The following is a 21,176-nucleotide window of genomic DNA, read 5'->3' on the forward strand; positions in this document are numbered from 1 at the left end:
CTTTCCCGGGGACGTGGCTTTTTTTATGCCTGCAGGTTGCGGTGGCAGTACCGCGAAGGAGACGCGTATGAGCAGCATGGCCGAGCCGTGTTCAGGTTGCCGGCAGCAGCCGGATGGGAAACCGGCGGTACAATCTGCCTGCCCTTATTGTGGCGTGGGTTGCGGGGTCAGCATTCAGTACCGGCACCCGTCGGGCAATCTGAAAATGATAGCGGAGGTGTCGGGCGATCCGTCCCATCCGGCCAACTGGGGCGCTTTGTGTGTCAAGGGAGCGGCGCTGAAAGAAAGTCTGAGTCTTCCGAACCGCTTGCTGTATCCCCGTGTTCACGGGGAGGAAGTGAGCTGGACACAGGCCACTGCGGTGATTGCTGAAAAGCTGATGCAGACCGTTGCTGAGCATGGTCCGGACAGCGTGGCCATGTACGTTTCCGGCCAGTTGCTGACCGAAGATTATTATGTCGCCAACAAGCTGATGAAGGGGTTTATCGGCACTGCGAATCTCGATACCAATTCCCGGTTATGTATGTCTTCTGCCGTTGCTGCGCATAATCGTGCATTCGGGGAAGATCTGGTGCCTGTGCATTACGAGGACATTGATAAAGCGGGACTGATAGTGATTGTGGGGGCGAATACGGCCTGGACACACCCGGTGCTGTTTCGCCGGATTCAGCAGGCCAGAGAAGCCAATCCGGATTTACGACTGGTGGTGATTGATCCCAGACGCACCACAACGGCGGCGCAGGCCGATTTACACCTGCAGATTGCGAATGATGGCGACGTGCTGCTGTTTCACGGCCTGTTGCGTTACCTGAAGGATCATCAGGCGCTGGATCAGACATTTATCGAGGCGCACTGTCAGGGATATGAAGCTTTGGCAGAGGAACTTCGCCATGAACAATACCGGCTGATGGCCTGTGCCGACGCACTGGGCCTGAGCCGGACGTTGCTCCATGATTTTTTCACTCTTTTTAAAGACGCCCCCGAGACTCTGACACTGTTTTGTCAGGGCATCAATCAGTCGGCCAGCGGAACAGACAAAGCCAACGCGATCATCAACTGTCATCTGGCAACCGGCCGGATCGGCAAGCCCGGTGCCGGGCCGTTTTCGCTGACCGGACAGCCGAATGCCATGGGGGGCCGGGAGGTGGGCGGACTGGCGAATCAGCTGGCTGTCCACCGGGGCTTTGATGCGGATTCGGTGCAGGCGGTCGGTGAGTTCTGGCAGGCGCCGAAGATGGCGACCCGGCCGGGCCGGAAAGCCGTCGATCTCTTTGAGGCCATGTATGAAGGCAAGGTGAAGTTTGTCTGGGTGATTGCGACCAATCCTGTGGTGTCTCTGCCGGACAGCCGCAAAGTTGCAGAAGCCTTATCCCGGTGCGACTGTGTGGTGGTCTCGGATATTTCGCCGGATGCGGATACTGCGGCCTTTGCCGATGTGCTGTTACCGGCTGCCGGCTGGGGCGAAAAAGACGGCATGGTGACGAACTCTGAACGCATGATGTCTCGGCAGCGGGCTTTTCTGCCCCCGCCGGGCGAGGCCAAAGCCGACTGGCGGGCGATTTGTGAGGTGGCGCAGGCTATGGGGTTTCACGGTTTTGATTTTGCCAGCGTGGCGGATGTGTACCGGGAATACGCGGCACTGAGTGGGATTAACCGCCATGCGCCATATCTGTTTGATATTTCAGAACTGGCATCGATGTCGGACGAAGAATATGCCAACTGGCAGCCGCAGCGCTGGCCGCTGGGAAGACCCTCGCATCTGTTCAGTGACGGCCGGTTTCCTACCGTCAGCGGACGGGCCCATTTTGTGCTCCCTGCGTTGACTCAGGATGCAGGGGGTGAGCTGGCAGAGCGCTGGTGGCTGAATACCGGGCGTCAGCGCGACCAGTGGCACACCATGACCCGGACCGGTCATATTGCCCGGCTGGCTGAAAGTGAGAGCGAACCGACGGTTTACATGCACCCGTTGTCGGCCCGGAAACATCAGTTCAACGCTGGGCAACTGGTCAGCCTGAATCATGCGGGACAGACCCTTCTGGCGAAGCTGGCACTGGATGACGGTCTGTCGGCGAAGCAGCTCTTTATGTCGATGCACTGGGCCGGACGGTTTGGTTTTGACAGCCGGGTGAATCAGATGGTGGCTCCTGTGGTTGACCCGGTCTCGGGGCAGCCTGCGTTTAAATCAGCCGCCGTTTCCGTATCGGCGGCTGAAGTGGCCAGTTACGGGGTGTGGATGGGTCAGCAGCCGCCTCCGTTTGAGACCGACTATTTCAGTTTTCAGACCGGCGAACGGGTTCACTTCTGGCGGTTTGCCTGCAAGGTACCGCTCGCGAAAGTCCATCTCTGTGATCAATCAGAACAAATGCTGGTATTGGATGAAATCGGCTCAGGGCCCAATCGCTGGGCGGGGCTGCAGATGAAAGGCGACAGACTGAAAGCTTTCTGTCTGGTCAGTGAGCAGCCACTGTCGTTCGATCCCCAGCCTTATACTGCTTTGTTTGATGGGACCTTTTCAGTCCGGATGTTTTTGCGTGCATTTGTGGCCCTGACGTCACAGGGGCAGACACCATCCAGACTGGTGTGCAGTTGTTTCAGAGTCTCGGACCGGCAAATCCTCAAAGCCATTGAGCAGGACGGCATCACCAGTCTGCATGGTTTACAGACACAACTGAAATGCGGCACCAACTGCGGGTCTTGTCTGGGAGAAGTGCAATCGCTGTTGAAACAGCAAACGACAGACCAGCCCGAACTGAGGGCAGGCGCATTGCCGGTCAGGGCATCATCCGTCACAGAAGGAGAGCAGGCATGAGCACGGACAGCACAACAACGGTGAACAAAACACACGACACCATTACAAACGGCACTGAAATAAAGGGGACGGTCAGTGCTATTCAGCCGGTCCGTACCTGTTTCTCTGCTCATGATCAGCCAGCCGTCAGTCTGGTCGGCGCCGGTCCCGGCGATCCGGAGCTGCTGACTCTGAAAGCGCTGAAAGCGATTCAGCAGGCAGAAGTGCTGGTGTATGACCGTCTGGTCAGCGATGCGATTCTGGCGATGGCGAATCCGGAGGCTGAGCTGATCTACGTGGGCAAGCGTTGCGGGCAGCCCAGCATGAAACAGGAAGCGATCAATCAGCTCTTGATCGACAAAGCAGAGACAGGACGCTATGTCGTCCGGTTAAAAGGCGGTGATCCGCTGATTTTCGGCCGGGGGGGTGAAGAGGGTCTGGCGCTGGCCGCAAAAGCAATTTCCTTTGAATTCGTGCCCGGAATAACAGCCGCGATTGGATGTGCGGCGTCGACGTCGATTCCGCTCACCCACCGGGAAATGTCCCGTTCGGTCACGCTGGTGACCGGTCATGTGGTGTCCGGGGCGCTGCCCGCCTGGGCGCAGTTGATCGGGGCCGGGCAGACGATTGTCTTTTACATGGGGCTGGAACAGGCCCGGGAAATTCAGAGCGGTCTCACGCTCGGCGGTTTGCACAAAGACACACCGCTGGCTGTGGTCATTAAAGGCTGTACCCCCGATGAGCAGGTGCATGTGTCGTCATTGGGCAATCTCACCAAACTGGGGCAGACGCTGAAGGGACAGTCTCCGGCTTTGCTGATCATGGGCGATGTCGTTGCATTGCGCGCGACGCTGAATCAGGCACTTATGTGCGACGAAGCCAGAAGGGCTAACCCTAAAGGGGTATTTTACGGCTGATTCTGACGAACTGGCTGGTTGCTTGCTTCTTCATAACAGAACGGTGTGTTGAATCGTCGTGTACAGGGAAGTCGGTGATCATGGTGAAGCCAGACATGAAAAAGATCGTGGTGTGCAGTGACTGCACCCGGGAGCAGGCCAGTCTGACGGGACAGCTGGCCGCTGCTTATGATGACGTGACTGGCTGTGGTTTCCGTCAGTTTGCGGCGCTGGTCAGTCAGGCGCAAAGCGGAGTTCTGGTGATCAGCTGGGCCAGAGCAGATGCCGAATTACGGCAGATGGTGGAGCAGGCCGGTTGTCTGGGCTGGCCGCTGGTGGTCATGGTTCGCCAGCTGGAACCTCAGGATATTCACCGGCTGCCCGGACCCAATGGTTATGTGCTTTTACCCGGTGACTCGGCAACGGCGCTGAGTGTGTGGGTAGAAAGGGCATGGCAGGTCCGGCAGGCACAGTGTCAGCTTAAAAAGGAGCTGGTCACTCTGAACCGACGGCTGGAGGAGCGGCGCTTGATTGAGCAGGCCAAAGGGCTGCTGATGAAGCTGCACGGGCTGGATGAATCCGAGGCTTACAAACTGCTTCGCAATGCGGCGATGCAACAGAGTCAGAGTCTGGGACAGATTGCGAAGAACTTACTGATCAGTCTGAACCGATAGCCGGTTGAGGCTGCTGATGGTACGTATTGTCGCCATCTCTAAGCAGGTCAGCCTGCAGGCCAGACAACAGGCGACACAATAAGCAAATTGAGACACAGAATTGATGAATCAGGCAACGCTGCTTCCCCGCCGGGGAGCGGCGTTTTTTTGTTTTGAGCGAATTGGATTTCACAAGTATGGAAGAGGGTGAACGATGAAAAGCGTGAAGCACTGGATGATTGCTGGCACTGTCAGTGCCAGTCTGCTGTCGGTGCCGGTACTGGCCAAGGTCGGACCGCCGGAAAAAGATGAGCTGAAATTCGGCTTTATTAAGCTGACGGACATGGCACCGCTGGCGGTAGCCTATGAAAACTTCTTTTTTGAAGACGAAGGACTGTACGTCACGCTGGAAGCACAGGCGAACTGGAAAGTGCTGCTGGACCGGGTGATCGACGGTGAACTCGACGGCGCCCATATGCTGGCCGGGCAGCCGATTGGTGCCACCATTGGCATTGGCACCCAGGCTAATGTAGTGACTGCGTTCAGTATGGATCTCAACGGTAATGCGATCACGGTGGCCAATCACGTGTGGGAAGCCATGAAACCGCAGGTGGCGAAAACCGCCGACGGAAAGCCCAGGCACCCGGTGAAAGCGGATCTGCTCAAGCCTGTGATTGCGTCTTATCAGGCGGCGGGCAAGCCGTTCAAGATGGGCATGGTTTTCCCGGTGTCGACCCACAATTATGAGCTGCGTTACTGGCTGGCCGCAGGGGGTATCCACCCCGGCTATTACGACCCGATTCATGGTGACAACAGCGGTCAGCAACAGGCGGATGTGCTGCTGAGTGTGACACCACCACCGCAAATGCCCGCCACCCTCGAAGCGGCAACCATTCAGGGCTACAGCGTGGGTGAGCCGTGGAATCAGCAGGCCGTTTTCAAAGGGATTGGTGTGCCTGTGATTACGGATTACGACATCTGGCGGAATAACCCGGAGAAAGTTTTCGGGGTCAGTCAGGCCTGGGCCGATGCCTATCCCAACACCCATATCCGGGTTGTGAAAGCGCTGATCCGTGCAGCTCACTGGCTGGATGAGAAGAACAATGCCAACCGTGAAGCGGCTGTCAGGATGCTGGCTCGCAGCCAGTATGTCGGTGCCGATGCGAAGTTGATTGCCAACAGTATGACCGGCACCTTTGAGTACGAAAAAGGAGACAAACGCCCGGCGCCGGACTTCAATGTGTTTTTCCGTTACAACGCAACGTATCCCTACTACAGCGATGCCGTCTGGACACTGACGCAGATGCGTCGCTGGGGTCAGATCCCTGAAGCCAAACCTGACGACTGGTACCAGTCCATCGCGAAGCAGGTCTACCGACCGGAGATTTACCGGCAGGCTGCCGAAGCCCTGATTGTCGAAGGCAAGATGAAAGCGGCTGATTTTCCTGATTTCGACAAGGAAGACGGTTTCCGGCCGCCGCAGAACGGATTTATCGATCAGATCACCTTTGACGGCCATCAGCCCAATGCGTACCTCAATCAGTTCGCGATTGGTCTGAAAGGCAACGACAAACTTTAAGGAGGATGGCTTATGGCTTCCATCATCACGTTGCCTGCATTGCCGAAACCGGCGCGGGTGATCCAGCACAGCCGGGCGCTGGCACTGCCGCTGTTGGGCATTGTCGTCTTCCTGCTGCTCTGGCATCTGGCGGCCAGTCAAGTGCAGACCTCTCTGGGCACACTGCCGGGACCGGTACAGACCTGGCAGCAGTTCACCAATCTGGTCGCGGAACACCAGCATGAACGGGATCGTGAGGCTGCATTTTATGCGCGTCAGGATAAGCGCAATGCCGCAAAGCTGGCTCAGAACCCGCAGGCTGAAGTCCGTGTCCGGGAATACACCGGGAAACCGACCTTCTTCGACCAGATCGGCACCAGTTTACTGACGGTGATGGCCGGATTTCTGCTGGCGACTGCGATTGCCATTCCGGCGGGCATTGTGCTCGGACTGAACCAAGGGCTGTATGCCGCATTGAACCCGGTGATCCAGCTGCTGAAACCGGTCTCACCGCTGGCCTGGCTGCCGATTGTCACCATGGTGGTCAGTGCGCTGTATGTCAGTGACGATCCGCGGGTTGCCAAATCTTTTCTCAACTCCCTCTTTACGGTGGCGATGTGCAGCCTGTGGCCGACGCTGATTAACACGGCAGTCGGTGTGACAAGCGTGGATCAGGATCTGCTCAATGTCAGCCGGGTGCTCAAACTTTCTCGCTGGCAGCATGTGCGCACCATCGTGTTGCCCTCCTCCGTGCCGATGGTGTTTACCGGTCTGCGTTTGTCGCTGGGGGTGGCCTGGATGGTGCTGATTGCTGCTGAAATGCTGGCGCAGAATCCGGGGCTGGGCAAGTTTGTCTGGGATGAATTCCAGAACGGCAGTGCCGCATCCTTAGGCCGGATCATGGTGGCCGTGGTCACCATTGGTTTCATCGGTCTGCTGCTCGATCGGAGCATGCTCAGTTTGCAGCGTCATTTTTCATGGAATCAACAGCTGAGCCAGCACTGAGCCGGCTGAGCACAAGGAGAAAAGCATGTCTCGTGAATATTTACTACTCAGTTATCTGGGGATGCGCTTCCCGACGCCCAACGGTGAGTTTGTGGCACTGAAAGACGTGAATTTCAGCATTGAGAAAGGCGAATTCATCTCTCTGATTGGTCACTCAGGCTGCGGTAAGTCCACGGTACTGAATCTGGTCGCCGGGCTGCTGGATGCGACGGATGGCGGCGTCATTCTGGAAGGGCGGGAAATTTCCGGTCCCGGTCCCGAGCGGGCGGTCGTGTTTCAGAATCACGCGTTGCTGCCCTGGCTGACGGTGTATCAGAACGTTGAACTGGCGGTGAAACAGGTCAGCAAAGGTAAAACGTCAGCAGCGGTTCGGGATGAGGTGATGCACTACCTGCAACTGGTGCACATGGACCATGCCCATGACAAACGGCCGGATGAAATTTCCGGCGGCATGAAGCAACGGGTCGGTATTGCCCGGGCGCTGGCGATGCAGCCGAAAGTGCTGCTGATGGATGAACCCTTTGGGGCACTGGATGCCCTGACCCGGGCACATTTACAGGATGCGCTGATGGCGATTCAGGCTGAGCTGAAGAACACCGTCATCATGATCACTCACGACGTGGACGAAGCCGTGCTGCTGTCGGATCGCATTGTGATGATGAGTAACGGCCCCGAGGCCACCATTGGCGAAGTGCTGGAGATCAGCCTGCCACGTCCCCGGGATCGGGTCGCGCTGGCGGATGCTCCGGATTATCAGCGTCTTCGGCAGAGTGTGCTGCGTTTTCTGTACGAGAAGCAGCGCAAAGTGGCGCCGATTCCGGAACCGGATTCGGTTTCAAAGCCGGTGTCAGAGAAAAACCGCAACGAAAAAGTGGCCTGATTCGGGACCCAAACACAGTTCAGGAGAGCATGATGTTGATGCAACGCGAAAAATTACTGGTGGTGGGCAACGGCATGGTCGGCCACCACTTCATCGAACAACTGGTGGCCCAAAATGCGCATCAGTCTTACCAGATTATTGTGCTGGGCGAAGAACGCTTTGTCGCTTACGACCGGGTTCATCTGTCGTCCCTGTTTTCCGGCAGTGAGCATCAGGATCTGCTGCTGAGCAACGAGCAGTGGTATCAGGACAATGGCATTGAGTTGTTGCTGGGAGAGCAGGTGGTCGGCATTGACCGCGAAAAACAGCGTGTCACGTTAGCCAGTGACAGTCAGCTTGCCTATGACAAACTGGTGCTGGCGACCGGCTCTTATCCTTTTGTGCCACCGGTGCAGGGCAGCGACAGAGACAACTGTTTTGTTTACCGGACGCTCAATGACCTGTCTGCCATCAAAACAGCCTGTGCCGGTGCGAAAACCGGCGCGGTCGTCGGCGGCGGGTTGCTGGGGCTGGAGGCGGCTAATGCGCTGCGTCTGCTGGGGCTTGAAACCCATGTGGTGGAATTTGCGCCACGACTGATGCCGGTTCAGATTGATGATGCCGGGAGTGCACTGCTGAAAAGTAAAGTCAGTGAACTGGGTGTTCAGGTGCACACCAGTCGGGCAACGACGGGGATTACGGACGGTGAAACCGCTTTTCACCGGATGAACTTTCAGGAGCATGCGCCACTGGAAGTGGATGTGATTGTGTTTTCCGCCGGGATCCGCCCGCAGGATACACTGGCCCGTCAGTGCGGACTGGCGATTGGCGAGCGTGGCGGCATCATCATTAACGATGCCTGTCAGACCAGCGATCCCAATATTTACGCTATCGGTGAATGTGCGTTGTGGCAGCAACGGATTTTCGGGCTGGTGGCACCGGGTTACAGCATGGCGCGGATTGCAGCGGATCAGATCTTAGGGGGCGACAGCACCTTCAGTGGCGCGGACATGAGCACCAAACTCAAACTCATGGGCGTGGACGTGTCTGCCATCGGGAACTCGCTCGGTCAGGGCGAAGGCTGTCAGGAAATGGTGTTCCAGGACATGCGTGCCGGGGTGTACAAAAAACTGGTGGTCAATGACACCGGAGACAAGCTGCTGGGCGCGATTCTGATCGGGGACAATCAGGATTATGATGCCCTGCTGCAATGTTACCTCAACGGCATGCCGCTGCCTGCACATCCGGCTGAGTTGCTGTTTGACTGTTCTGCGTTGCAGGGCAGCAAAGATGCCGGGGCGATTGTCTGTGCCTGTCATCACGTGACCCGGGGAGAGATTACGGCTGCGGTGCAGGCAGGGACTCACGACCTGTCTGAACTAAAAAGCTGCACCAAGGCCGGGACAGGCTGCGGTGGTTGCAGCACCATGGTGAAGTCGATTCTGGATGAGGAACTCGCGGCACTGGGCATGGAAGTCAGCAACCATCTCTGTGAGCATTTCGCTTATACCCGTCAGGAGCTGTTCCATCTGGTGCAGGTGGGACAAATCAAACAGTTTGACGACTTGATCGCCCGGCACGGTCAGGGCATGGGCTGCGATGTATGCAAGCCTGCGGCCGCCTCGATTTTTGCATCGTTGTGGAATGAACATGTGCTCGAACCTCAGCATCAGCCATTGCAGGATACCAATGACGCTTTTCTGGCCAACATTCAGAAAGACGGCAGTTATTCTGTGGTGCCCCGGATTCCGGGCGGGGAAATTACGCCGGAGAAGCTGATTGTTTTAGGGGAAGTCGCCAGAAAATACGATCTCTATACCAAGATCACCGGTGGTCAGCGGGTTGATTTGTTCGGGGCACAGCTCGAACAGTTGCCGGATATCTGGCAGGCCCTGATTGATGCCGGATTTGAGACCGGCCATGCCTACGGGAAATCGCTGAGAACGGTGAAATCCTGCGTCGGATCGACCTGGTGTCGGTATGGCGTCGACGATTCAATCGGCCTGGCGATTATGCTGGAGAATCGCTACAAAGGGCTGCGTTCGCCGCACAAACTCAAGTTTGCGGTGTCCGGGTGTACCCGGGAATGCGCTGAAGCACAGAGTAAAGATATCGGTGTGATTGCGACCGAAAACGGCTGGAACCTTTATGTGTGCGGCAATGGCGGGATGCGGCCGCGCCATGCCGATTTGCTGATGTCGGATCTCTCAACTGATGCACTGGTGACCCTGATCGACCGGGTGCTGATGTTCTATGTCCGTACCGCCGACCGGCTGCAACGGACATCCGTCTGGTTACAGAACCTTGAGGGCGGGCTGGACTATCTGCGCAGTGTGGTGGTGGACGATAGTCTGGGCATCAACGCTGAGCTGGAAAAGCAAATGCAGCATGTGGTGGAGACTTTTCAGTGCGAATGGAAAACCACGTTGTCGACGCCGGAGAAACTGGCGCGGTTCAGACGCTTCGTGAATGAAAGCGGTGACGTGGTCTCGCCGGGCTACCGACGTGAACGCGGACAGCGGATTCCGGTTCAGATGATTGAGCCGTCCCCTGAAAATACCCGCCAGACTGAGCAGGAGGGCGTATGAGCTGGTTGAAAGTTTGTCATCTGGATGATCTGATTGTGAATTCAGGCATGGGTGCGATGGTCCATGATACGCAGCTGGCGCTGTTTTATCTGCCGTCTCAGCAGCCCGGCATTTTTGTACTGGATAACTGGGACCCGATTGGCCGGGCCTTTGTGATTTCGAGGGGAATTGTCGGGGATATCCAGGGCGAATTGAGTGTGGCATCGCCGCTTTATAAACAGCACTTCAGTCTGCACACGGGTCAGTGTCTTGAACAGCCGGAAGTCCGCGTCCGGGTCTGGCCGGTCAGGGTCGAAGACGACGAGGTGTGGGTGAACACTGCAGCATCATTAATGTAATCACTGACAGCGACCTGCCTCAGTCAGAGGTCAGCTTCTATGCTGATCCAATGCCAGCCGAAACCGCTACCGGTTGGCATTTTTATATTTGATCGTCAAATAATTGACGATTTTATCTGATCATAAGTTCCGCAAAATACCAGAAACCCTCTGCAATTTTGTTGAGATCTTGTATGAATTTTGAACACTCTCAAAATTTCGAAAGTCCTGTTTTCCATTACATCCCGGCTCATCTATCCATACAGTGAGTGATTTAAAAATTAACGCATCTTTTTGTGAGCAGGGAAGCCATATGGGTATCCATTTTCTTTCGACGATTGGCACGGTATGCACGGCTTTACCTGAACTGCCATGTCTTGCTTCAGGCAATGTGTCTCTGAATACACCGGTGGGGAATTGCATCGATCATTACGGACATATCTGGCTGGCCGATACCGCGCATAATCGCCTGCTGATTTTCGATAAAGAGATGGCGCATCTGCTTGCTGTGTTCGGGTCGACCGGCGACGGTGAACAGCAGTTCAATATGCCTTTCCGGTTGCTGGCTCATCCGGAACAAAACTGGATGTATGTCAGTGACATCGGCAATACACGTATCCATATTCTTGAATATGATCAGGCGTTATCCATTACGTCTGTGAAACGATTCGGCAATGAAACAGATGTGGCTTTGAAAGGTCCGAATGGCCTGGCTTTCTGGCAAGGTGAGTTGTGTGTGGCCGATGAATTCTATGAAGGTCCGGGCGGCGCCAGCCGACTGGTGATTTTTTCAGAAGATGGTGAATACCGCCGTTCATTACATGCGGTGGAAACTGAGAATGGTCCCATCCATTTTCTCTGGCCGCAGGGACTGAGCCGGGATGAGCAGGGTTCTCTGTATGTGGCGAATACGGGATTCGCGACGGTGGTGCGTTGCGACTGGCATGGTCAGGGCATTCCGTTTCCGGCGAATGGGAAATGTTATCTGGATGGTCTTGAGCTGGCGCGTGATGTGTCGGTGACCCAGAATCGTATTCTGATCCCGGGGGCCAAAAACAGTGCCATTTCGGTCTATGACATGGCGGGCAACTATCAGGGGGATTTGGACGGTTTCTTCTCGCCGATTCAGGTCACGGCTGTGCCGGACACCCACCGAATGCTGATCACTGAGCCGATTCTGGCGACGTTGCAAATGCATGAGATTGACTTGTCCCGTGTGCGCGACGGCAACGTGGCATCCACCCGGGTGCTGAGCTCCGTGGGGGATGAACGGGATAATCCGGGTCAGTTTCATTTCATCACTGCGGTTGCCGGCGCACTGGATGCTGCGGTCAAAGCTGTGGTCCCTTCCCCTTTTGTGGCGCTGTTTGAGCGCTGGTTTGCGCATCAGTTGTCCCTGCAGGAAACCTGGATCAAGGCGGTTCAGCCAACCGCGATGCCTGCCTGGTGGAATCTGGCCGTCACCACTCAGTTGGAATGGGTGCAGCGTTGGCAGCAAACCTGGCTCCGGGTGATGCTCAATGACAAATTTGATGATCCCAAGGATGTCCTCTGGATGGTTGATGCCGGGAACTTCCAGTTACAGGCTAGTGAAAATGGCAAACAGGATGCGTCTTTGCCCGTCAGCCTGCCATTAATGCCCGGCTCGTTAGGCATTGCCGCTTACAAGCCCATGCAGCCATTACCCGGACAACTGGATCCGCGTGTACCGATGATTGTCGTGAGTAATTATCTCAGTGGCATCATCACTGTTTTTCAGTATGACAACCGGTTGGGTGAACTGGTGCCTTATACCAACTTCGGGGGCATGGGCCGTGAGCCGTGGCAGTTCAATAAACCACAGGGTCTGGCCATCGACCCGGTCAGCAACGATATCTTTATTGCCGACTCCGGGAATAACCGGATTGCTCGCTGGCGTCTGAGTGCATCAGGTGTGGCGGGGCTGGTTGAAGTGTTTGGTGAACTGGGACAGGGCAATGGGCAGTTCCACACGCCGACCGATATTACAGCCTGCGAACAGGGCCGGCTTTATGTTACGGACCAGAATAATAACCGGATTCAGATTTTTGATAATGGAATGAAGTGGGTTCACAGCTTTGGTCAGCCGGGTTACAGCATCGACAGCGATCATTTTCTGCTGCCTACCAGCATTGACTATGACAATCAGCATCTGTTTGTTTCAGATCTGGTGAACCGGGCGATCAAAGTTTTTGACCTGAATGGCAATATTGTCGACAGTTTCAGCAGTTTTGGCGCAGATGCCAGCAAAGGGCAACTTTGGATGCCATATTTGCTGCATGCCAATAATAACCATATTTACCTGCCGGATTGTGCGTTAAACCGAATCAATGTGTACCGTTTTGAGCACCATGAGCAAGAAGGAACCAGATGATGGAAAACGTCTTTCAGTTAGCCCAGAACAAGCGAATCAAACATGCCAGTGGCCGCGAAACTCCGGAACAGCAGGAAAAGCATGTTGCTCAGTCTCACGAATTACTGGCTTCGCTTGAAGATGCTGTGAACCATTTTGTTGCGAATCAGGGGGAGGATTTGAAGCAAAGTCAGGCGAAATTACGCGATCTGCATCAGCAGCACCATTTATGCCTCAAGGCTCGCAGGTTGAATACACCTCACGAAAGCTAAGGTTCACGATAGCTATGGATCACGAAACCTAAGGAGAAACAGAATGAGAACCTGGTTGTCTGGTTTCAGCATTGCAGCACGAATTTGGGTGCTGCTGGTGCTGTTTGCGCTTGGTTTGCTGGTCAATACGCTGGTGAATGCCAGCAAGACGCGTGAGTTCATGCGAGGAAATTATGAGCATGGCGTCGCGAATCTGGTGGATAGTGCGATGGGGGTGATCAGTCATTACCACAGCCTGAGTGTTTCGGGCGAAATGACTGAAGCGGAGGCGAAGCAAGCCGCACTTCAGGCCGTTGCAGCCATGCGTTTTGATCACGGAAACTATGTGTTTGTGGGGGATAACCAAGGGGTGCAGCTCGTCAGTGGCGTGCAGGCGCTCATTGGTAAAAATACGCTGAACCTGAAAGATGGTGCCGGGGTGTATTTTGTGCAGCAACTCTATGAGAAAGCGAAGCAGGGCGGTGGTTTCGTTGATTATGAGTGGCCTTCCGCCAGGGATAAAACGGTTCTGGAGCCTAAAACGAGCTACGCGGTGCAATTTGTGCCCTGGCAATGGCTGGTGGGCAGCGGGATGAATATGGTCGCGTTGCAGGAAGATATCCGCCAGGCTGAAATGATGTCAATGATGAATGCCGGCGGGATGTTACTGGTACTGTCTGCGCTGATTGCATTGATTATCCGTTCTATCACTTCGCCGCTGAAGCAGACCGTTGCCGCGATGCAGGCGCTCTCCCGGGGGGAAGGCGATCTGACCCAGCGTCTGAATGAGCAAGGTGCTGATGAGCTGTCCGTTTTATCCCGGTACTTTAATCAGTTTGTGGCTTCGGTACAGGGGATCATGCTGCAGATCAATACGGCCGGTTCTCAGGTTGCAGCGGCTGCGAATCAGGTGTCCTCATCGATTCACACCGTGGACAGCAATCTGAACCAGCAGCAAAATGATGTGGAGCAGCTGGCAGCGGCCATGACGGAGATGCTGGCGACTGTTGAAGAAGTCAGTCGACGTACGGTTGAAGCCAATGATGCCAGTTTGTCTGCTGCGAAAGGGACCAAAAGCGGAAAACTGATTGTCGATAAGAATGTCGAGGAAGCCAACGCGCTGGCTGAGAATATTGATCAGGCCAGTCAGGTGGTTGAACAGCTGGCAGCAGACAGCCGGAATGTGGATACCGTGCTGGAAGTGATCCGGGGCATTGCCGAACAGACTAACCTGCTGGCACTGAACGCAGCGATTGAAGCTGCCCGGGCCGGTGAAGCAGGGCGAGGCTTTGCTGTGGTGGCCGATGAAGTGCGGACATTGTCGCAAAGGACACAGGAATCGACGCTGGAAATTCAGAAGATTGTCGAGCAGTTACAGCTTGGTGCTGGAAATGCCGTGAAAGTGATGGAAACCGGGACGGAAAAAGCAAAAAATGCTTCCAAAATCTCTGAAGATGCCGGTGAGGCGTTGAATGTGATTAATGGTGAAGTGCAGACCATTCAGGCCATGAATCAGCATATCGCAACGGCAACCGAGCAGCAGACGCTGACACTGAACGACATCAACAGCAATGTTGTCAGTCTGAAAGATATGTCGCTGTCGGTTGCATCAGAGTCGAATCAGATGGCACAGGCCAGCGATGAACTGATCCATGTTTCATCGGATCTGATGAAGATGATTCACCGGTTTAAACTGGCTTAACACTAGCTGTTTCAGCGAATACGCTGCGCCCGGCTTATCGATGTGATGCCGGGCCTTTTGATTTGGATGAAAACACTTCAACTAATTTTTTATGGAGGAAAAGGTTTAACGGATTGGAGCGATTGGCCAGTGTGGTGTAACTCGATAATTTGACCTGCAACCGGGATGCGTCCGGTGTCGGAATGCGCTTCAGGTCACCAGGCATATTCTTCAGCGTCGTCAGCATGGCCACTTTTTCTTTGCTCATAAATTGATATGCAAGTTGCGGGCTATCAAGTTGGTATTCAAAATTAAAGGTAGTGCCTAAATTGACGAATTTTTCGTAATAGGGAGAATGGTGATCATTCCAGCCGCTGCTGCGTAACATAATAAATGGCCAGGTTTTCACTTCATTAAAATCTGATGCGGCATGACTTTTCGCAATGGCAACCACAAACTCATCATCTGTGATATTTCTGAGATGAATTTCGCCCGGAATATCTGAATTCCAAAAGTGAACGCCCATTATTATTTCACCATTGATGATGGATGAGAGGGTTGTCGAATTCCAGGTAGAAAGAATAATTTTACTTTGCGGTAAAGCCTGCTTGAGGGTTTGAAAGAGTTGTTTGCCAAATTTATCGAGCGTGATTAATGGCAAAGCGATTGTCAGCGTGCCTTGGAATTGTCTGGGGTCAAACGTCTTTTTGTTCAGTGCAGTCTGAATACTTTTGAGTGCAGATTGAATGTCAGGTAACAGCAATCGTGTGTAAGCGGTGGGTTCAAGACCATTTGGTGTTCGCTCGAACAACACTTCGTTCAATTGTTCACTCAGACGTGACAGCTGCTTACTGACAGCGCTTTCAGTCACGCCCAGTCTCACCGCGGCGAGTTTGAGGTTCTTCGATTCGCAGACGATCACTAAAGTGCGCAGTAAATTTAAATCGACACCACTTTCCATTCTTTCAACAGCACCTTTCCGACGGTTCAATGCGAAGCCGATAGACTAAACACACTGTCAAAGAGCGTCAACTTGTCTGCGGTATCTCTGACGTTGATTCACTGTTTTTGAATTTTATATTCGGTCAAAAAATGCTGCGGCTGAAAACATAGAAATAATGAATGTTTGGGCTGTTGCAAGAAGAGGTTTAATTGATGAAGTTCAGGAAGTCTGTCGTATTTCTATCCATTGCGCTGGTGTCACAATCTGTATTCGCGTCCATGGAAATTACTCCCGAAAGTAAACCTGCCAGTGCTTTTACCATTGAAAAAAATGATGCATTGCGTCAATACCTGAATTTTGAAGACCGTGAGGACTTCAATTCTGCCAGCAGAGGCTTCATTGCAACCTGGCCCTATCAAACGATTCAGGACAAAGATGGTCAAGTTGTCTGGGATTTTGATGCTTTTCAGTTTGTGAATTCGAAGCAACAGATGGATACCATTAATCCCTCGTTGCTCCGCATGGCCCAACTGAACAATAAAGTTGGGTTGTTTCAGGTCACGGAAGGTATTTATCTGATCCGGGGATTTGACTTATCAGTCATGTCTTTCATCCGGGGTGAAAAAGGCTGGATTGTGGTCGACCCATTAATTTCTGAGGAAACTGCACGGGCTGGCCTGGCGCTGTTGAATCAATACGTCGAGAACCTGCCCGTGACTGCAGTCGTGTTCACACACTCTCACATTGACCACTTCGGTGGTATCTGGGGCGTGACGACGAAAGACGCGTATCAGAATGGGCAGGTTGAAGTGGTTGCCCCGGAAGGTTTCTTTGAACATGCCATTTCAGAGAATGTTCTGGCCGGAAATCTGATGTCGCGACGTGCAAGTTTCATGTATGGAAACCTGGCTGAACGCGGACCAAGAGGCTTGGTGGATGCCGGATTGGGTAAGACAACGTCGACAGGTATACCGGGAATTGTAGAACCCACTTTACTGATTCATAAGACCGGTGAAAAACACCGGATTGACGGTATTGAGTTTGATTTCCAGATGGCGAACGGGTCTGAAGCCCCGGCAGAATTTATGGCTTATATGCCGAAGTATAAAACCTTGCTGGCATCTGAGGTGATGACGCATACCATCCACAATATTTCTACATTACGGGGGGCGCAAACCCGTGACGCCAGTAAATGGGCTGCATATGTGGATGAGACCATTCACCTGTATGGCGATAAAGCCGATACCATGATTGCTTCACACCACTGGCCGACCTGGGGGCAGGCGAAAATTAAAGATCAGCTTGAGAAAACCCGGGATATGTACAAATACGTCCATGATCAGACGCTGCGGCTTGCAAATATGGGTTATACCCCAAATGAAATTTCATCAAAAATTCAATTGCCGGAATCTCTGGATAAAGCGTGGTTTAACCGTGGCTATTACGGATCGGTATCGCACAACGCACGAGCGACGTACGACTTTTACTTTGGAGCATGGTGGGATGGTAACCCGGCGAACCTGAATCCGCTGCCGCCAGAGGATGCGGGGGCGAAGTATGTTGAGGCAATGGGAGGTGCCGGACAGGTAATTGAAATCGCGAAGAAAGCTGTCGAAAACGGTGAATATCGATGGGCAGTTACGCTGTTGAATCATGTGGTGTTTGCCGATCCAACCCATAAAGAAGCGCGTTACCTGGAAGCAGATGCGATGGAACAATTGGGTTATCAGGCTGAGTCAGGACCTTGGCGCAATTATTATCTGATTGGTGCGAAGGAATTGCGTGAAGGTTTCAAGTCTGCACCAACGCCGGATACGACAGCAATTGCGAAAAACATGCCTGTAAGTTCTGTGCTGGAAGCAATGACCGTGCGGGTGAATCCGGAAAAGGCGGCAGGTAAAACCTTCACGATAAACCTGAAAGTGACAGGCGACACGGATTCAAGGTCAGGGGAGTATTCAATGCTGTTATCAAACGCCGTGTTGAAAACGTATCAGGATCGCCAGCTGGAAAACCCGGATATTACATTGGTTATCGAAAAATCTGACATGGTGGATTTACTGACACGCAAAGCATCACTGGAATCACAAATAAAAGCTGGAAAGCTGAAAGTGAATGATGGTCAGAAATTTGCGGATTTCATGGCAATCTTCGATACCTTCAGAAGTGACTTTGGTATTGTCACACCTTAACGGGACGCCAAAAGTGCTCCAATAAAGTAAAGCCCCTGACGTTGGCCAGGGGCTTTGTGCTTCAAGGGGGATAAACAGAACACTGCTTAAAGGGGAAGCACCAATGCGGTCAGATAAAGTCCGACGCCATAGGAGGTATGAGCCAGCAGGCTTCGGAATCTGGCGGTATTCGGTTGGGGTGTTTTTGACGCGGCCACGCCGGCTCCCATGCCTGGCTGTAAGATGAAAAACGGCGCTGCCACGGTCACGATACCAACAATCAGTGCAGGTAACAGGGTTGGCGAAGCTGTCCATTCCAGTCCCCATCCCCACAGCAATACAAACGCAAAGGCAATCCCAATCAGATAGTGGGCTGTCCAGCCAATGACGGCTTCACCGGTAACAGGCGCAGCTTTTCCGATATTTGGATGGGTGAATTGTCCTTTAGGTAAATGTCCGATCCAGCGACCGACCATGGCGTAATTCAGAGATGGAATGTTAAAGCAGACTTTCAGGAATAAGGCCCACAAGTCCATGACCAGGGTGGCGCCGATTCCCAGTAAAACAGCGTGAATGATGAAGCCTGGTTCCATACAGTTTCTCCTTTATTACTCTCAGGCTGGTATGTATTTGGTATAACTATAAAAATGTCAGCAAATGAGGCACGTACCATACCAATTCACTGATAAAGATATATAATTCAATAAATCGATTGAATGATGAGGCAGAACTATTTTTATGTCAATGATAAACAATCAATATCATATTTACGCAGAGTTGGCAGATCTTGCACGGCCCCTGGGTAATGCACACCGGCTGATATTGCTGGAGCATATCGCTCAGGGGGAGAAACCGGTAGAAAAGCTGGCGGAGCTTGCTGAGCTGACGGTAGCCAATGCTTCTCAGCATCTGCAGCAACTCAAGCGGAACGGATATGTGCAAACACGACGGGAAGGAAAACACGTTTTCTATCGTCTGGGGGATGCCCCCATCGTGGAGTTATTGATTGCATTGCGACAATTCGCAGAGTTCAATCACTCTGAAATCAAAAAGCTAGTGGTGAGCACCTTAAATGATCAGAAAGATGCGGAAGCAATATCGCGTGAAGAGCTCTTAAGCCGGATGCATGAAAACAGTGTGACTTTGCTGGATGTCCGTCCTGAAGAGGAATTTGCTCAGGGTCATCTGCCGGGCGCTGTTAATATTCCGCTGCCGGAGCTGGAAAAGCGCTTGTCTGAGTTGCCGGAAGAGCAGGATATCGTTGCTTATTGCCGTGGGCCTTACTGTTCCCTGTCTGTCAAGGCTGTCGCCGCGCTCAGAGAAAAAGGTTTGTCAGCCAGGCGCTTCAATGAAGGGGTTCCGGAATGGAAAGCCGCGGGTTATCCGGTTGACAGAGCGTGAATTGATTTTTCACTCAGCCATCAGCTCTGAGTCGTTGCAGGGGGAAGTTCTCAAGATATTTCGTCCAGTTTGTCTCTCCCCATTTTTTGAATCATTTTCATGTTGACAGATATGAGATTACTCACCTATGCTATGCAACATTCAATGATTCAATTGAATAATAATTTTAAAATATAACAATGTCAGTTGGCTTTTTATCTTAAGGATCCTGTCATGACCGAAATGGGGGAACAGAAAGTGCAGACAACATCTGCTGAAGTAAAACCACAGTTCAAGCTTGCCTTTACCTTGCTCGCTGTGGTGCAGGCAACACTGATTTTTACCATTGTCATGATAGGAATTCCTTTACCGGATATTGGTGTGGAGTTTGGGCTGAACGCAGCTGATTTGCTGTTGGTCAGCACCGCATATGGTTTATCGTTCAGCGGACTGCTGTTATTCGGCGGACGATTAACAGACAGGTTTGGCGGCAGAAAACTTCTGACCATCGGACTTTGTATCTTCGGCCTGGCGTCTGCTGGTGCAGCTTTCTCTTCGAATTTTTCCATGATGGTTGTCATGCGGTTTCTGCAGGGTGCCGGTGCAGCGATGACAGCACCGGCAGCTGTGGCTGTTTTACGGACTTTGTTTCCTCTGCCAGGTGATTTCATGCGTGCCATGGCAACCTGGGGGGGCGTATCCGTTCTTGGGGGAGGTGTAGGCTTTCTTGCATCTGGCGTGGTGACGACCTGGGTTTCATGGCGATGGATGTTTGTCGCACCTGTGCTGGTTGCTCTGATTGGCTTGGCAGCCGTTGCGTGGCTCTTGCCGAAGGATAACGCGCAATCTCTTCCTCAGGAATCCGGGCTTGATCTCATCGGTGCTCTGCTTGCAACCCTGGGTATTGCACTTGGAAGTTATGGGTTGATCGCCAGCGGAGAGTTTGGATGGTCTTCAGCGATGGTCCTCGGGCCGCTTATCTCTGGTGTCTGCCTGCTCAGTTTGTTTTTTTGGGTGGAACGACGTGTCAAAGCGCCTCTTCTGCCGCCGGGTTTTGTTCGTGAACCTTACCGCATTGTCGGGTTGATCGGTATTCTTCTGGCTTCGGCCAGTATGGGACTGGTTACTTTCTTGTTGTCTCTGTTTCTTCAGATACAGCAAAACTGGACTCCGCTCGAAACTGCTGGTGCTTTTGTCCCCTATACCCTCACGCTGCTGCTGATGAATCGAGCAGCCAGTAATATTGTGAGCCGCTTGGGGCCACTGAAAGTAACTATCTGCGGGCTTTTGATTGGTGCCGCGGGCTTGACGCTGCTTTCAGGAATTCATCTGCAGGTGATGTATACCTCAGGACTGTTGCCTGGCATTGTGACACTGACAATTGGCACTTCAATGATGTTCGCTGGTTCTGCTGTTCTGTCGACAATGCATGTTCCCCAGCAACAAGCCGGTCTGGCCGGAGGAGTGATGAATACCTCTATGGAGTTAGGCCCGACATTTGGTCTGGCATCTCTGATGGCTGTCGCAGGATTTGCCCCTGATGTCGTGAGCGGATATGGGCTGGCTTTTGGCACTGCGGCAGGCGTTTATCTGTTTGCTGCCGGGTTGGCATGGTTTCTGACACGGCGCAAGTTCCAGCGAATGGAGACTGCAGTCGCTGGCGAGGCCTGATAAATGTGACGGGAAGCAATATTTTGCTATAGATAGACAGCATT

The 21,176-nt window shown here is 53.2% G+C and carries 16 protein-coding genes; 14 read left to right on the forward strand and 2 right to left on the reverse strand.

Annotated elements, in window-relative coordinates; translation table 11 throughout:
* Positions 1-76: 76 nt before the first annotated feature.
* The 11 genes from ACYP03_RS06865 to ACYP03_RS06915 all read left to right on the forward strand — a co-directional run bounded on the left by ACYP03_RS06865 (position 77) and on the right by ACYP03_RS06915 (position 14,988).
* Positions 77-2,809 (forward strand): nitrate reductase, encoded by a 2,733-nt coding sequence (locus tag ACYP03_RS06865; RefSeq protein ID WP_459779175.1) that lies wholly within the window; start codon positions 77-79, stop codon positions 2,807-2,809.
* Positions 2,806-3,705: a uroporphyrinogen-III C-methyltransferase gene (gene cobA / locus ACYP03_RS06870; RefSeq protein ID WP_459779009.1), complete on the forward strand. Its 900-nt coding sequence runs from the start codon at positions 2,806-2,808 to the stop codon at positions 3,703-3,705. Before ACYP03_RS06865 ends, cobA begins: the two co-directional genes overlap by 4 nt.
* A 95-nt stretch (positions 3,706-3,800) precedes the next feature.
* The gene (locus tag ACYP03_RS06875; protein WP_330961213.1) at positions 3,801-4,358 is read left to right on the forward strand and encodes an ANTAR domain-containing response regulator; all 558 of its coding nucleotides are present in this window, start codon (positions 3,801-3,803) and stop codon (positions 4,356-4,358) included.
* Between the two features lie 214 nt (positions 4,359-4,572).
* The gene (locus ACYP03_RS06880; protein ID WP_459779176.1) at positions 4,573-5,916 is read left to right on the forward strand and encodes a CmpA/NrtA family ABC transporter substrate-binding protein; all 1,344 of its coding nucleotides are present in this window, start codon (positions 4,573-4,575) and stop codon (positions 5,914-5,916) included.
* A gap of 12 nt (positions 5,917-5,928) precedes the next feature.
* Positions 5,929-6,900, forward strand: a complete 972-nt coding sequence (locus ACYP03_RS06885) for an ABC transporter permease (RefSeq protein ID WP_459779010.1) — start codon at positions 5,929-5,931, stop codon at positions 6,898-6,900.
* A 25-nt stretch (positions 6,901-6,925) separates the two neighbouring features.
* Positions 6,926-7,780 carry an ABC transporter ATP-binding protein gene (locus ACYP03_RS06890; protein WP_459779011.1) on the forward strand — a complete coding sequence of 285 codons (855 nt, stop codon included), beginning with the start codon at positions 6,926-6,928 and terminating at the stop codon, positions 7,778-7,780.
* 38 nt (positions 7,781-7,818) lie between these two features.
* Positions 7,819-10,347: a nitrite reductase large subunit NirB gene (gene nirB / locus ACYP03_RS06895; protein WP_459779177.1), complete on the forward strand. Its 2,529-nt coding sequence runs from the start codon at positions 7,819-7,821 to the stop codon at positions 10,345-10,347.
* On the forward strand, positions 10,344-10,685 hold the full coding sequence (gene nirD, locus ACYP03_RS06900; RefSeq protein WP_459779012.1) for a nitrite reductase small subunit NirD: 342 nt from the start codon (positions 10,344-10,346) through the stop codon (positions 10,683-10,685). Before nirB ends, nirD begins: the two co-directional genes overlap by 4 nt.
* Positions 10,686-10,977: 292 nt before the next feature.
* Positions 10,978-13,056: an NHL repeat-containing protein gene (locus ACYP03_RS06905; protein WP_459779013.1), complete on the forward strand. Its 2,079-nt coding sequence runs from the start codon at positions 10,978-10,980 to the stop codon at positions 13,054-13,056.
* Positions 13,056-13,307: a hypothetical protein gene (locus tag ACYP03_RS06910; protein WP_459779014.1), complete on the forward strand. Its 252-nt coding sequence runs from the start codon at positions 13,056-13,058 to the stop codon at positions 13,305-13,307. Before ACYP03_RS06905 ends, ACYP03_RS06910 begins: the two co-directional genes overlap by 1 nt.
* A gap of 43 nt (positions 13,308-13,350) precedes the next feature.
* Positions 13,351-14,988, forward strand: coding sequence for a methyl-accepting chemotaxis protein (locus ACYP03_RS06915; RefSeq protein ID WP_248143220.1), 1,638 nt, complete (start codon positions 13,351-13,353; stop codon positions 14,986-14,988).
* A 34-nt stretch (positions 14,989-15,022) separates the two neighbouring features.
* Here the strand turns inward: ACYP03_RS06915 and ACYP03_RS06920 are convergent, their stop codons facing one another.
* On the reverse strand, positions 15,023-15,928 hold the full coding sequence (locus ACYP03_RS06920; protein WP_459779015.1) for a LysR family transcriptional regulator: 906 nt from the start codon (positions 15,926-15,928) through the stop codon (positions 15,023-15,025).
* Between the two features lie 194 nt (positions 15,929-16,122).
* Between ACYP03_RS06920 and ACYP03_RS06925 the strand changes: the two genes are divergently transcribed.
* Positions 16,123-18,102 carry an alkyl/aryl-sulfatase gene (locus ACYP03_RS06925; RefSeq protein ID WP_459779016.1) on the forward strand — a complete coding sequence of 660 codons (1,980 nt, stop codon included), beginning with the start codon at positions 16,123-16,125 and terminating at the stop codon, positions 18,100-18,102.
* A gap of 86 nt (positions 18,103-18,188) precedes the next feature.
* On the opposite strand, the gene ACYP03_RS06930 is transcribed toward ACYP03_RS06925, so the two are convergent.
* Positions 18,189-18,674 (reverse strand): DUF2938 domain-containing protein, encoded by a 486-nt coding sequence (locus ACYP03_RS06930; RefSeq protein WP_330961205.1) that lies wholly within the window; start codon positions 18,672-18,674, stop codon positions 18,189-18,191.
* A 145-nt stretch (positions 18,675-18,819) separates the two neighbouring features.
* Here ACYP03_RS06930 and ACYP03_RS06935 point away from each other — a divergent pair, with 145 nt between their 5' ends.
* A complete protein-coding gene (locus ACYP03_RS06935; RefSeq protein WP_248143225.1) occupies positions 18,820-19,482 on the forward strand; it encodes an ArsR/SmtB family transcription factor in 663 nt (220 codons plus the stop codon).
* Positions 19,483-19,695: 213 nt separating this feature from the next.
* A complete protein-coding gene (locus ACYP03_RS06940) occupies positions 19,696-21,132 on the forward strand; it encodes an MFS transporter (protein ID WP_330961204.1) in 1,437 nt (478 codons plus the stop codon).
* The last annotated feature ends 44 nt before the right edge of the window (positions 21,133-21,176 follow it).

It is taken from the genome of Photobacterium sp. R1 (assembly GCF_054600795.1).